9 protein-coding genes are annotated in these 14425 nt (G+C 36.3%); 5 read left to right on the top strand and 4 right to left on the bottom strand.

The annotated features are described in order from the left end of the window. Positions 1-91 precede the first annotated feature (91 nt). The gene (locus R2Q59_RS02250) at positions 92-2626 is read right to left on the bottom strand and encodes a caspase family protein (protein WP_316783338.1); all 2535 of its coding nucleotides are present in this window, start codon (positions 2624-2626) and stop codon (positions 92-94) included. A 145-nt stretch (positions 2627-2771) separates the two neighbouring features. Here R2Q59_RS02250 and R2Q59_RS02255 point away from each other — a divergent pair, with 145 nt between their 5' ends. Beyond that, complete coding sequence (locus R2Q59_RS02255; protein WP_316783340.1) at positions 2772-3269, top strand: very short patch repair endonuclease; 498 nt, start codon at positions 2772-2774, stop codon at positions 3267-3269. A gap of 231 nt (positions 3270-3500) precedes the next feature. On the opposite strand, the gene R2Q59_RS02260 is transcribed toward R2Q59_RS02255, so the two are convergent. From R2Q59_RS02260 to R2Q59_RS02270, 3 genes are all read right to left on the bottom strand, one after another. After that, the gene (locus tag R2Q59_RS02260; protein WP_316783342.1) at positions 3501-4016 is read right to left on the bottom strand and encodes a hypothetical protein; all 516 of its coding nucleotides are present in this window, start codon (positions 4014-4016) and stop codon (positions 3501-3503) included. A gap of 231 nt (positions 4017-4247) precedes the next feature. Then, positions 4248-6797 (bottom strand): ABC transporter permease, encoded by a 2550-nt coding sequence (locus R2Q59_RS02265; RefSeq protein ID WP_316783344.1) that lies wholly within the window; start codon positions 6795-6797, stop codon positions 4248-4250. Next, entirely contained in the window at positions 6775-7464 is a 690-nt protein-coding gene (locus R2Q59_RS02270) for an ABC transporter ATP-binding protein (protein WP_316783346.1), read from the bottom strand. The genes R2Q59_RS02265 and R2Q59_RS02270 overlap by 23 nt, the downstream gene beginning before the upstream one ends. A 43-nt stretch (positions 7465-7507) precedes the next feature. Between R2Q59_RS02270 and R2Q59_RS02275 the strand changes: the two genes are divergently transcribed. From R2Q59_RS02275 to R2Q59_RS02290, 4 genes are all read left to right on the top strand, one after another. Further along, positions 7508-8239 carry an arylesterase gene (locus tag R2Q59_RS02275; RefSeq protein ID WP_316783348.1) on the top strand — a complete coding sequence of 244 codons (732 nt, stop codon included), beginning with the start codon at positions 7508-7510 and terminating at the stop codon, positions 8237-8239. 747 nt (positions 8240-8986) lie between these two features. After that, positions 8987-9448, top strand: a complete 462-nt coding sequence (locus R2Q59_RS02280; RefSeq protein WP_316783350.1) for a hypothetical protein — start codon at positions 8987-8989, stop codon at positions 9446-9448. Between the two features lie 542 nt (positions 9449-9990). After that, positions 9991-13152 carry a glycoside hydrolase family 2 TIM barrel-domain containing protein gene (locus R2Q59_RS02285; protein ID WP_316783352.1) on the top strand — a complete coding sequence of 1054 codons (3162 nt, stop codon included), beginning with the start codon at positions 9991-9993 and terminating at the stop codon, positions 13150-13152. 319 nt (positions 13153-13471) lie between these two features. Continuing rightward, on the top strand, positions 13472-13915 hold the full coding sequence (locus R2Q59_RS02290; protein ID WP_316765394.1) for an Rrf2 family transcriptional regulator: 444 nt from the start codon (positions 13472-13474) through the stop codon (positions 13913-13915). Positions 13916-14425: the final 510 nt, after the last annotated feature.

Raw genomic sequence — 14425 nt, forward strand, 5'->3', positions numbered from 1 at the left:
TGGTAACGAGATTGATTGAGGGAAAATTGAATTTAAAATTAGCTAATGCCAATGATATTGTAAATACTTAAATGTTGGTATTTTCGCCCTCTTATATTTTCTTATCAACAGAATATTTTTTCATCAAAGCTTTAAAAGCCAGAGTTTTTTTAATGTTGATAAGGATTTTGTCTTTTTTGATGAAATTGTAGTCACTATAACCATTATCTAAAGCCAGTTGTAGATATTTTAAACTTTTAACACTATCGCCATTAGCAGCATAGGCACCAGCAAAATTATAATAAGCGTAGGAGTCGAAAAGTACCTTATGAGTTGAACCTGCTACATCGGCAATGCTTTTTTCAAAATAGTTTAAAGCATTTATAAAATCATTGTTCTGATAAAAGGTTTTTCCGACCCAATAATTAAAAGTAGCACCTACATTTTGATTAGTTGCAGTTTTTAAATAAAGTTTAAATCCCTCTAGTACATGAAGGGGAGATTTGTTTATCCCATCAGTTATATAACTGTAGGTTAAAGAGTCAAGGCCTAGCTCAGCCGATTTAAATAGGTAAGAATAACCTTCAAACGGTTTATCTATTTCCTTATATAACAGGCCAATGGTAATTAGTATTTTTTGGTCCTTTGGTTGTTGGCTGAGTGCGGCTTTATAAAAATTAATTGCAGTTTCTATTTTTTTTAGTTTAAAGCTTAGATAGCCCAACCCTTTATTAGCAAAGATAGATGTTGAATCAATTTTTAATGCATTTAAATAAGAATTTACAGCGTTTGTTGTGTCTCCAACTAATTCGTAAAATTCTGCAAGTGTATTAAACCAAATAGGATCTTCAAGGTCAAGTTCAGTGCTTTTTTTATAATGATATAAAGCTTTGTCAAATTGCTTTTGTTGATAATAAACAGAGGCCAAACCTTGATGTGAGTTGGCAATGGTTGTGTCGGTTTTTATAGCCAATTTAAACATATCCATTGCTTTATCGTATTCTTCGTTACTAAAATATAATTTTCCTAAATTCAAGGGATGCCTCCATTCTCCTTTATTCATTTCTAATGCCCTTATGTAATATGTTTTAGCCTTTTCGTAATTTTTCTCGGCGGCATAAATCATTCCTAGGTTATTAATTGGATAACTCCAAGTTGGTGCAAATTCAATTGCCTTATCATAATAATAGGCTGCCGAATCTAGCTTGTTCATTTGCTGATAAGTAAAGCCTAGCCCAAAATAAAGATAAGCTGCCTCCCCCTCTAAAACCAAAGCTTGATGAAGCATTTTTAAGCTTTTTTCAGTAGAATCTGTGTTAAAAGCATTAAAATATAATGCTCTCGATTGTACGTAATTATATAAAATGTGGGTTTTATCTATGATACGACTGGCATATAATATTTCTTGATAAGCCCTATAATCGTATTTTTTTGCAACTTGACCTTTTATTAAACTATCTAGTTTAGATTGTGCGCCTTTTTGTAGGGCAGTTAAGAAAGAGGATTTTAAAGAAGGTCTTATGCTTATAGCTGCAGGATTGTTTAATAACTTATTGTAAATGTTTAATGCGCAATTTATGGTGTCTGACTGTCGATTACCCCATAACAACCACCCTTTTTCTACAAAATTCATATATTTGAGGTATGAGTTGTTAATCGTAGAATCTAGTTTGTCAGCAAAACCTTTTTCTCTTTTCTCTTTTTCTTTGCGAGGTTTTACTGCTGCAATCATTTGGTCTTTTGGATTTACCATTTCAACTTTTTTCGCTTCCGCTAATAAAACATCATCATAAGTAAATAAAACACGCTTTGCATCACCTTCAATTTTAGGATTTTGACTAGCATTGGTTTCTTCAGATACAATAATCGGGAGATAATTACCTAATTCCATGGTGGTGATAAGATGGTCATCCGCATTTCTGTTAGCTAATCCCTGTATGCCTTTCAATAAATAATAAGAGAAAACACCTCTTCCCGCACCCCATTTGGCATCTTCTAATGATAATTCTCCTTCTTGAGCAGAAAGAATTTTAGTGATTTGTCCATTCCAATGCTCATTCAAAGCTTTCATCGTGGCTTGTGCACCTTGCACTCCTCCGGCAAGTTTACCAGACTTACAGGCATCTACAATTAAAAGCACATCTTTTGCCTTGTTCTTTACAATATAAGAGTCTAAATAACTTTGTAAATAAGTCAATCCAATAGAGCCTTTAGTCATATAAGCAGAAGTGGGAGAGTCATAGGCTAAAAGAAAGCCATTTTGATATATGGTTTTTTTCTCAACATCCCCATGGCCAGAGAAGTAAAATATAACCCTGTCATTTTCTTTAACACTTTCTGTTAACCAATCTAAAGCACCATAAATTTCTGCGGAAGTGGCATCCTTGTTTAATAGCAACTTGATATTTTCTGTAGGGACATTTACTTGTGGCGTTCTTAAGTACTTGTAAAATGCCTCTGCGTCTTTGTGAGCATATCTTAGGTCATCTATGTTTTGATACTCGGAAATGCCAATGATAAGAGCCCAAGTTTTTCCGGTAGACACATTTTTATCGGTATTGTTTACCGTAACTCCTTTGACACCAGGTTGAGCGTATAAGCAATTTATAACAAAGAGACAGCAAAATAAAAACAGAAGTCTCTTCATAATAGATGAATATAAAATTTGTAATATAAATTTACAGAATACACCATCTCTTACAATACCCATTTGTGGGTATTTTGCAGCGCTAAATTTATAGGAAAAAAAACAATTTTAGCTTCAATTCGTTAACTTCACAGAGCGATAATCGATGAAGCGAAAACCTTATCCCATAGAGAAAAACAAGATTCAAGTTCCAAAATTTGAAGAAAGCGCTGGATTTTATACCACCAAACAGCGCAGCAAAATCATGTCTAAAATCAGGGGCAAGAATAGTAAACCAGAGTTGCTATTGCGTAAAGCACTTTGGTCAAACAACATCCGCTTTCGTATTCATAGGAAAGATTTACCGGGCAAGCCAGATTTAGTGATTGATAAATATAGGTTGGCAGTTTTTGTTGATGGTGATTTTTGGCATGGCTACCAATGGGATGAAAACAAGCATAAAAATAACCCAACGTTTTGGATCCCTAAGATTAAGCGGAACATGCAACGCGACCAGTTTGTAAATGAAAGTTTAAAAGAAATGGGTTATACCGTTATGCGTTTTTGGGAAAATGAGGTGAAACAAAACTTAAAAGCCTGCTTAAACCAAGTTAAGCTTTATATAGAAACAGCAAGAGAAATGGATGTGCCTGTGAAGGAATAAAAGGGAATAGGGAATGGGAAATAGGAAATAGGGAATAGGAAATAGGGAATAGATGGTAAGGAGCCCTGGATAAATTGTCTGAGCTATTGAACCAATGTTGAACGAACTTGTTCCGATAGCTATCGGATTCACATCGGAAATGAAATCGATCTATCGGGAAATCAATGATGCGAATGAACTATTGAACTATTGAACTAATGACACTAATGAACCAATGAACCATTTATGCTATTAAGCCAATAACATTCCTTTTTTGCTAATCACAAAACCGCCAATTAAAGCAAAGCCTAAAATAATAACCCAATTATAATCATCTAAGGGCAAAGGCATTGGTGTGCCACCACAGTAGGTAGGGTTTTTATAGCTGTAGTACACATAAGTTCCGTTGCCTTTAATTGAGCTATTTAAAGTTGCTGCAGTAACACATGAGGTATTCTGACTTACGTATTCTTGTTGTGCAGGGCCAGTTCCACTAGCGCCAAATATGTTGATTTTTGTACAATCGTAACCATAGTTATTTGGCTGGCTACTATTGTAGTTGTTATAGTTTATATCAATACTATTGCCATTAAACCTATAAAATTTTGTAAGTGGGTTACTGGGGTGGTAAGGATGTTCTTCTCCAAGATATTCTGTGTAAACAGCATTGTCTACTAAGCAGCCGTAGCCAGAAGTTTGGGCTTTCGCCATGAACACGCTAATTAAAACTAAGATGACAGCAACTATGTATTTAAAATATTTTCTCATTAAGTGCTTATTACAACACCCTATAGGCAATGGTTATGCCATTAAAAGCTAATTAATCACCAAAAACGGTCGATAGATCAAGTATAGATGTTTAAACACCTATGATTGCTTAAATAAGAAGGTTACTAAATTCTTTAAGAACAATCGTATTTTTACATTAAAATAAAATATGTAGAAAAGTGGGGAATTATTTTCATAACAAATTCCCCATTTATGATGTGATTGGGGAAATTACCCCTCGTTTCTTAATATTTTCAATGGTGGTTGATTCAAGACATTTCTTGTGCTTAATACACCTGTTATCACAACTAATCCAACAACAATAGAAAACAGTATAAGTATGGGAACCAATGGTGGTGTAAAGGTAGCATCAAAACTATATTTAGCTAATAACCAACTTCCGCTTAATGATAGTATTAATCCTGCACCTGCGGCTAATACGCCTAAAAAGAAATATTCAATCGCATTAATGATTAAAACCTGTTTGCCACTTGCGCCTAAAGTTCGCAGTAAAATGCTTTCTTTTATGCGTTGGTTTTTACTGGTTAGCACAGCTGATAACAAAACAATCCACCCTGTGGCCATGCTAAAACCTGCCATAAACCTAATCACAAAACCAATTTTACTTAACAGCTCATCTACTAACTCCAAAACCAAGTCTAAATCAATTACTGAGATATTTGGGAAACTTCTAACTACAGCACCTTGATATTTCGCCGAGATTTCCTTACTTGGAATCCTAGTCATTAATACGTGGAACTGTGGTGCATCTTCTAAAACACCTGTCGGAAAAACAACCCTAAAATTAGTTTGCATCCTGCCCCAGTTTACTTCCCTAAAGCTTCCAACAACTGTTGGGATAAGCATTCCTTGTACATTAAAAACGATTTTATCCTTCAGTTTTACTTTCAGTCTTTTAGCATAACCTTGTTCTAATGAAATGTAAATAGGTTCATCTTTTTCAGCTTTTCCTATCCATTCGCCATCTATTATCTTTTCTGCTGCGGTTAAACTATCCTGATAAGTTGCCCTTATTTCTCCTCTAAATGCATTGGAGTTGCTAGTGTCTTTAGCCAATGTTTTGCCATTAATTTGCTCAATGCGCATCGTAATTACGGGCACTTGATTCATTAAAGGCAGTTTATATGAAGTTGTTAATTTATTCAAATCATCCTTCTGCGTGTTCTGAATATCAAATAAAATGGTGTTTGGCTGATTAGCACTCGAAGAAAGTGTTACCCGATTAATTAATATCGCTTGTACAAAAAACAAAGTACAAATAAACGCAGTGGACAGTCCAATTGAAACCGTTAACATTAAAGTCTGGTTATTTGGTCTGTACAAATTAGCAAAACCCTGTCGCCATAAATAACTCCAAGAAAGTGGTAAAAACTTCTTCGCCAAAAACATCAATCCTTTAGAAAAAGCCATTAACAATAAAAAGGCAATTAAAATTGCGATGGTAAAGGCGATGGTCTGCACCAAAGATTTCATTTGCAAATAGGTAAAACCAAATACAAAAAGAAGCATCAAGACATAAACCAACCATTTTAAAGGGTCTCTTTTCGCTGTTGCATTTTCAAAAGAAGCACGAATAGCATTTAATGGAGATATTTTTCTAACACCTAATAAAGATGGCAATGCAAATAAGATGGAAATCAATAGACCTAAAATCACACCCTGTGCAACTGCCAACCAAGAAATTTGCATACTGATTTCTATAGGGAGAAAATCTTTAAGTACAACAGGTAGTAAAAACTGAATTCCGGTACCTAATGCAGCGCCTAAAACAGCACCAACTAAGCCTATGCATGAAATCTGGATTAAGTAAATTAAAAACGCCGCTCTTGCTTTTAGGCCCAAACAACGCAAAGTTGCAATGGTGCTCAGTTTTTCTTGAATATAAACGTGGATGGCACTGCCTACGCCTATACAGCCTAACAACAGTGCTATAAATCCTGCCAAGGCCAAAAAGCGACTCATGTCTCTAAACGATCTTCCGGTACTTTCTTTTTTAGAGGCAACGGTTTCAATGTCTAATCCTTCTTTTTCAAAAGGAGCTTCAATTTTCTTTAATGTTTTTTCCAGCTCATTATCGTTTAAAAATTGATAATAAAAACGATAGGTAATTCTGCTACCAATTTGAGTTAGTCCAGTTTTTTCTAAATAAGTTAATGGAATAAATACAGTTGGGGCTATGGTAGCTTGGATGCCCGTTTGTCCAGGTGCTTTATTTAAGGCGCCTGCAATCCTGAAATTTAATGCGCCAACTTTAATCGAATCACCAACTTTGGCATTAAATTGTAACATCAGCGTTTGGTCTACCAGTGCATTCCTTCCACTTTGAAATTGTGTGCCTGCTGCTGTTGGACTAGTTTCTATCTTCCCATAAAATGGATATTTACCTCGTAAAGCTTTAATTTGTACTAGCCTACTTCCTTCGCCCTTGATGAAATAAAGCATCGATGCAAAAGTTCTTTCTTCGGCTCTATCATCGCCCAGTTGGGCTAACATTTTTTGCCTAGCTTTTTCTACTGGTCGCTTGCTATCTACAATTAAATCGGCCCCAGCCAATTCCTTTGCTTGTGAGTCTATATCTCGTTGCAAATTATCCTTAAAAGAATAAACGGCTACTAATGCGGCAATGCCCAATACAATGGAAGAAATAAACAGGAATAAACGAGAGCGATTTTTACGACTATCCCGCCAAGCCATTTTAAATAACCAAGCAATGCTGATGGGTTGATTAAATTCAGATTTAGACATTGGTAAGGGCTTCATCAGCGATTAATTTACCGCCTTTAATTTTAATAATTCGGTTGGTTCTAGCTGCTAATTCTAAATCGTGGGTTACAATTACGAGTGTTGTTCCGGCATCTTTATTTAAATCGAACAACAGTTTGATTACCTTTTCGCTGGTTTCTGCATCTAAGTTGCCTGTTGGTTCATCTGCAAAAAGTAAGGCAGGTTGATTAGAAAATGCCCTAGCTAAAGAAACGCGTTGCTGTTCTCCGCCAGATAACTGAACAGGATAATGATGTGAACGTTCTGCCAAGCCAACTTTGTCTAACAATGACATCGCGGTAGCCTTTATGTTTTTTGCCCCTCTTAATTCTAAGGGAACCATTACGTTCTCCAAAGCGGTTAAGGTTGGCAATAATTGGAAGTTCTGAAAGATGAAACCCACATATTGGTTGCGAACTGCTGCCCTTTGGTCTTCATTTAAATTATCTAAAGCGATGTTGTTTAAAGTTACAGAACCTGAGCTGGCTCTATCTAAACCTGCAGCTAGACCTAATAAAGTTGTTTTTCCGCTACCCGATGGGCCAGTAATGGCAACTGTATCGCCTTTATTGATAGAAAAATTGATGTTGTCTAAAACGGTAAGTTCGTGATTTGCGCTTTGATAAGCCTTGCTCACATTTTTAATATCGAGAATGGTTTCCAATGATTTCCTATTTTAAGTTTTCGCTATATTTGACTGAAACATTATGCCGTATATCCTGTTAAAGATAAAGGCTTTTAAATTATTAGAGGAAGAATTGATAGATATGTTACGAAAACGTTTAATGGGTATAATTGTTTTGGCTTGCCTTGTTGCAGCCTGCGGAAATACAAACAATGAAAATGAAAAAAGCGAAGAAGCTGCGGTGAAAAAAGAGACTGAAACTAAGCAAAAGAACATCCTGTTTTTTGGTACAAGTTTAACTGCCGGATATGGCTTAGACCCATCCGAAGCCTATCCAACTTTAATCCAACAAAAAATAGACTCACTAAAATTACCTTATAAAGTAATAAATGCCGGCTTAAGTGGCGAAACATCTGCAGGTGGTAAGGGCAGGGTAGACTGGTTGTTAAAGCAGAAAATAGATGTTTTTGTATTAGAGCTAGGCGCAAATGATGGTTTGAGAGGCATCCCAGTTGCAGAAACCACTAAAAATTTGCAATTCATTATAGATCAGGTTAAGAAGAAATACCCAAAAGCAAAAATGGTATTAGCAGGAATGCAAATGCCACCAAGTATGGGCTTGAAGTACACTAATCAGTTTAGAGAGATATATCCAAAATTAGCTTCCAAAAACGGTATGGTTTTAATTCCTTTTTTACTTGATAAAGTTGGAGGGAATGCTAAATTGAACCAAAAGGATGGTATTCACCCAACTGCTGCAGGCGCAAAAATTTTATCAGAAAATGTTTGGGCTAAGTTGGAAGGGGTTTTATAACCTCACCCTCCGATATAAAATCGGAGCAAGCTCTAAATCCCCTCTCCTTAAAAGAGAGGGGACTTGAGTACTATCAAAGTAAGGAGTGAGGCAGAGGTTTGTGAAAGGAAATTGGGTACTGGGTTAAACCTACTGTGCATTAATAAGAGCAAAATCTTTTCAATCCCCAAAAACTTTCCCAAGCACGAGGACTGGCCTTATTCCGATAGCAATCGGAAGCAAAAGGAAGGAGAAGTAGTTAATTGTTTAAAGCAATGAATTCTCTCTAGCGATAAATCAGCAAGGTGGAGAAGCGAAGGCTTTTTCAGCCAAGAGGCTCAGCTTGCGTATGAAAACAATTGACGTACTTATCCGATGAGGCATTTACAGCCTTGATTTTTTTGATACTTTTTCATCAAGGAAAGTAACTTGACCCTTCGGCTGTCAAGAGCCGAGGAAAGCCTTGAGTGGTTGGTTTTTTATTCTCTAATTCAAAAACACAATAAATTTCTTTTCCCCTCATACAATCCCCTCCGGAGAGCCTTCTCCGATTTATCGGAGGGGTTGGGGGAGGAAGTAAAACAATGTCTTGTCGTATAATAAGTTTACATAACAATCCTCCTCCTTTAATTCCCCCTCGAAAGGGGGACACTAGGCGCAGAAATTTATCTCAATGAATATTTCGCGAATAAAATCACTTCCCTCTCATGCAATCTCCCAAATCCCAACATCATTTAGTAAATTAGATAACCCTAAAAACTAATCCAAATGAAAACTAAATCCTTCCTTCTCCTTTCATCACTAACACTAACCACTCTCTTTTACAGCTGTAGCCAAAACCAGGAAAAAGATATCAAAGACCTAATGGTCGAGAAAAGTACTATCTGTTTTCAAGCTATCAGCGAAAAAGATACAGGATGGTTACGAATAGATACGATTAAGAGCCAAATCATTGGTTTGATAACTTTTAATTATGGTAACGTAACAAACTACGATGGTCAGTTTAAGGGTAAAATGTATGGAGATACGTTAAAAGGTCACTACGATTTTAAAGTAAACAAAGTTGATAAATGGTATAGAAATCCAGTTGCCTTTCTTAAACGCGATGGAAAATTGACAATGGGCGTTGGGAAGTTCTATATGTATTTTGGTTCGGCCTATTTTGACGATAAAAGAAAGATTGATTACGAAAAAGGGAAGTTTATTTTTGAGATAACCGATTGCAAGTAGTCGGTTCTTGTCCTTCAGACATGTGCCGATTTACATCGGTAGCGCACTTGTCCTGACTTCTTCGGGAGCGAAGAATCTATTTGTAGGTTAGCGTTTAGGTATTGTGCTTCATACCCAAATGTTCCGATAGCTATTGGAAGTTAAGATTTTGAGAAAGTTATAAATAATATGATTTTTTGGGTAAAAAATAAGACACTTAAAATTTTAGACTATTGAACTTGTCTCCAAAACAAAATATTACAACACAAACGTTTGATTTATTGAAACTTTGTTTCAAAACTCAATGCAATTCATCAAAAATATCCTCACAGAATTATCCTGAGCAATCAATGGAGGAAGTTTGTCTTAAAAAATAAGCTATTGATAGCGCTGTAATGCTTATTAAAGCAAATGTTAACCGGAGAAATGAAAAAATGCAAACGTTTGTGTTTTACAAAATAGCTCTCGGTGGCTTTACATGACTATTTTAGTATGCTGATAAATTGATTATTGTTAGGTAATATTCAATCTATGCGCAATTAATCCTGACCAATTAACCACAAATGAAGAAAAACACAATCATCCTATTTATCATTTTATTGTTCTGCTTAAATACACAAGCGCAACAATTACCCGTAGAACTACAAACTCCCGAAGTTGTTTCTGTAAACAGGATGCCCATGAGGGCATCGGCATTTGCTTATGAAGACGCTGATTTAGCAGCTAAAAGAAATAAGGAAAAGTCTGAATATTTTATATCGCTAAATGGAACTTGGAAATTTAATTGGGTTAAAGACCCACGAAAAAGACCCTTAGATTTTTATAAAACTGATTTCAACGATGCAAGCTGGGATAACTTTAAAGTACCAGCTAACTGGGAAGTGAATGGTTATGGTTTGCCAATTTATGTAAATCAGCCTTATGAATTTGCTGGGAGAAAAAATACTGGCAATAGAATGAATCCACCTTTTGATATTCCAGAAGACAATAATCCCGTTGGCTCTTACCGCAGAAAAATAAACATCCCAGAGAGCTGGAAAAACAGACAGGTATTTATCAGTTTAGGGGCTGTTAAATCTGCTTTTTACATTTGGGTAAATGGTAAAAAAATTGGTTACAGCGAGGATAGTAAGCTTGCTGCCGAGTTTGATATCACTAAATATGTTAAACCTGGAGAAAATACAATCGCCTTGCAAGTTTACCGTTGGAGTGATGGAAGTTATTTGGAATGCCAAGACATGTGGCGCATTTCGGGTATAGAAAGAGATGTGTATTTATACTCGACCCCAAAGTTAGATATCCGTGATTTTAAAGCGGTTGGTACTTTAGACCCAACTTACACCAATGGTCTGTTAAATGTAGATGTAACCATTGAAAACTATAAAATAGACCAACGTACTAACCACAGCAGACCCGATAGTTTTTATGTAGCCTTAAACTTGGTAGATGCCAAAGGAAATAGCATTTGGAAAGATGCCACTGGTTTGCAAAAAGTATTAGGTAATTATAAATCCAATCTTTCTTTTAAAACTCAAATCAGTAACGTTAAAAATTGGTCGGCAGAGGTACCATACTTATATACTTTATACATCACCTTAAAAGATAAAAATGAAAATATAATTGAAGTCATTCCTCAACGCATTGGTTTCCGTAGTGTAGAAATTAAGGGAAGCGATTTATTGGTTAATGGTAAACGTGTGTTTTTAAAAGGTGTAAATCGCCATGAGCATAACGCTACGCAAGGGCACACGCTTACGCATGAGGATATGAGAAAAGATATGGAGATGATGAAAAAATTGAACGTAAATGCTGTTCGTCATTCTCATTATCCGCCAGATCCTTATTGGATGGAGCTTTGTGACGAGTATGGTATGTATGTAATTGATGAGGCGAATATAGAATCTCACGGTCGTTATTACAGTTTAGAAACAACTTTTGGTAACGATAAACAATGGCGTGTGCCACATTTGGAGCGTATCACCAGAATGTACGAAAGAGATAAAAATCATACAGCAGTAATTACTTGGTCGCTAGGAAATGAAGCTGGAAATGGCGTAAATTTTTATGAAGCTTATGAGTGGTTAAAACAAAGAGATTTTCGCCCTGTGCAATATGAAAGGGCAGAGAACGACTTCAATACAGATATGATTGTTCCTCAATATCCTGACCCAAATTGGTTAATCAGGTATTCGAAAGGAAAAAGCGAAAGACCGTTGATCATGAGTGAGTATGCGCACATTATGGGTAATAGCTTGGGTAATTTCAAGGAATACTGGGATGCGATAGAAGGTAATCCGAAGTTACAAGGCGGTTTCATTTGGGAGTGGATAGACCAAGCAATAGACACGGTAAAAAATGGAAAGAGAATTTTAGCTTATGGTGGCGATTTCCCACTAGAAGGACCAGTTAACGAAGATTTTAGCGATAATAATTTCTGTGTTAAAGGTGTGGTAACAGCTTATCGTGGTTTAACACCAATGGCAATTGAAGCTAAAAAAGTTTATCAATTTATTAAATCAAGCTATATAGGCAACAAGCAAATCAGCATAAACAACAGCTATTTCTTTAGGGATATTAGTAATTTCCAATTGAAATGGGAGGTGTTAGAAGATGGAAAAATAGTTGAAACAGGTTTTTTAAACGAGTTGCCAGTTGGACCTCGTGCAACGCAAACATTTACCTTACCTATTAAAACTACCGTAAAAGCTGGAAAAGAATATTTCTTGACGTTAAGGTATTTGCTTAAAACAGATGAGCCATTTTTAGAAAAAGGTTATGAATTGGCAACCGACCAATTTGTTTATGGTGGTGGCGCTGCTACATATCAAGCTCAAATACAAAATGGAGATTTAAAGGTTGAGGAAACTGCTGATAAAGTTGTAGTTAAAGGAAAAGATTTTACAGCGAGTTTCGATTTGAAAAAAGGCTTGTTAACGAGTTATGTTTTAAAAGGAGAAGAGTTAATGGCTCAAGGTCCAAAGCCTGCATTTTACAGAGCTCCAACTGATAATGATATTGGTGCTGGATTAAATAAATCGTTGCGCATGTGGAGAAATGTTTATGATGAGAAAAGCGCATTGTTGTCTCAGAAAGTAGAGAAATCAACCCCTAAATACTTAACTATATTCTTCCGCTCGTCATTATTAAATGGTGATGCTGAAACGGAGCAATTATTCACCATACAGGCAGATGGAACTATAAAAGTTGATAACAAATTAATTGCGGTAAAAGGAAAATACAGAGCACTTATGAGAGTAGGTAATGATTTGCAATTGAACAAACAATATAACGCCATTAATTTCTACGGCCGCGGACCAGGAGAAAATTATTGGGACCGTAAAACGGCTTCATTAATTGGCTTGTACAAGAGCAAAGTTAACGACCAATATTTTCCTTATGCTCGTCCGCAAGAAAGTGGAAATAAAACTGATGTACGTTGGGTATCTTTTACCAATGCAAAAGGAAAAGGTTTGAAGTTTGAGTATGCAGAAAACTTCTTAAGCTTTTCGGCGTTGCCTTACACTATTGAAGATTTAGACCCAGAAGCAGAAAAGAAACAATACCACTCTGGCGAATTAGTGCAGAGAGATAAAATTTATGTGCACATGGACTTACAGCAACTTGGTGTTCAAGGGATAGATAGTTGGGGTTCAATGCCGTTAAGTGAATATCAAATCCCCTATAAAAATCAACAATACAGTTATTGGATAAAACCAATCAAGTAAAAAGGTGAGCCTTCAGATGAAAATTTGAAGGCTCTTTTTTTAGGTAAAATTGAGGAAAAATGATTTTTATAGAGAACTGTTTAAAAACTTCTTTTTGGTTTTAAAGGCAATGGTAGAGTAATATTTCGGAACCTCGTCATGCTCAGCTTGACTGGGCATCCTAATGCGCTTACCTATGCCTTTATTTCGCATTAGGATTAGCTTCGCTGAGCACTTCGTGGTTCCCACCGTGTGGGAATGACGTGAATTCCAGTCCGCTCATTTAAAATTATTGTTGCACATTTTTAAACTCCTAACTTTTTATTAGCTTTGTTACTATATGCTATCAAAGAAAACAAAGTATGCTATAAAAGCATTGGTAATTTTGGGTAAAAATATGACCCAGCCGCCTATGCAAATCGCTCGTATAGCCGAAGAAGAGCATATTCCAAAAAAATTCTTAGAGCAAATTCTATTAGACCTCCGCAATGCGGGATATTTATACAGCAAAAAAGGAGCTGGAGGAGGTTATAGCCTTAATAAAAATCCGGCAGATATTTATTTAGTCGATATTTTGCGTATAACGGATGGGCCTATTGCAATGGTTCCTTGTGCAAGTTTAAAATTTTATCACAAATGTGAAGAGTGTCATGACGAAGTAACTTGTGGTATTCGTAAAGCATTTATCGATGTTAGAGACGCTTCGCTTAAGGTTTTAAGCGAAACCAGCATTGCTAATATCATCGAACGCGAACAAACAGCGTTAAATTTACCTATTCTTTAGAATTTTTCTTGTTTTCCTAATAGCCTGTCTTCCGGACGAACGATGTCATTAAGTTAAGAAGATTCGTCATTGCGAGGATCGATTTTTCATCGTCCGAAGCAATCTCATTTCTTATTATGTCGCCATTGCAATGGGGAGATTGCTTCGCTTTGCTCGCAATGACGCTCAGGAGGCAGGACCAAACAAGCTTGAATAATGACATTATCTTCAAGCAGGTTGACGAAGGATTAGTAGCGCAAAGCCTGTGGTTAATATTTTGGGCTAGTCCCGCCAATGCTACAATCTTTTTGCTTTAAATTTCCGAAGAGGAAATTAGCAAAAAGGATTTTCGCGTATGTCGGGGCTAAAATGCAAAATCATTGCTTCTATTATTGGCTATTGTACAGTTTTGATAACCACCCCGCCTTTCAGGCACCCCTCCAAAGGAGGGGAATGGAATGTCGCAATTCCCCTCCTTTGGAGGGGTGGCAGCTCCTCTGACGGGGTGGTTTAAGTCAAACTGCAACTTTC

This window comes from Pedobacter frigiditerrae, assembly GCF_032678705.1.
Classification (GTDB): Bacteria; Bacteroidota; Bacteroidia; order Sphingobacteriales; family Sphingobacteriaceae; genus Pedobacter; species Pedobacter frigiditerrae_A.

Bases quoted from the DNA above. Each gene is read 5' to 3' on its own strand.
- R2Q59_RS02265 (WP_316783344.1), bottom strand. From the start codon at position 6,797: ATGAAGCCCTTACCAATGTCTAAATCTGAATTTAATCAACCCATCAGC.
- R2Q59_RS02255 (WP_316783340.1), top strand. From the start codon at position 2,772: ATGAAGCGAAAACCTTATCCCATAGAGAAAAACAAGATTCAAGTTCCA.
- R2Q59_RS02290 (WP_316765394.1), top strand. From the start codon at position 13,472: ATGCTATCAAAGAAAACAAAGTATGCTATAAAAGCATTGGTAATTTTG.
- R2Q59_RS02280 (WP_316783350.1), top strand. From the start codon at position 8,987: ATGAAAACTAAATCCTTCCTTCTCCTTTCATCACTAACACTAACCACT.
- R2Q59_RS02285 (WP_316783352.1), top strand. From the start codon at position 9,991: ATGAAGAAAAACACAATCATCCTATTTATCATTTTATTGTTCTGCTTA.
- R2Q59_RS02260 (WP_316783342.1), bottom strand. From the start codon at position 4,016: ATGAGAAAATATTTTAAATACATAGTTGCTGTCATCTTAGTTTTAATT.
- R2Q59_RS02275 (WP_316783348.1), top strand. From the start codon at position 7,508: ATGCCGTATATCCTGTTAAAGATAAAGGCTTTTAAATTATTAGAGGAA.
- R2Q59_RS02250 (WP_316783338.1), bottom strand. From the start codon at position 2,626: ATGAAGAGACTTCTGTTTTTATTTTGCTGTCTCTTTGTTATAAATTGC.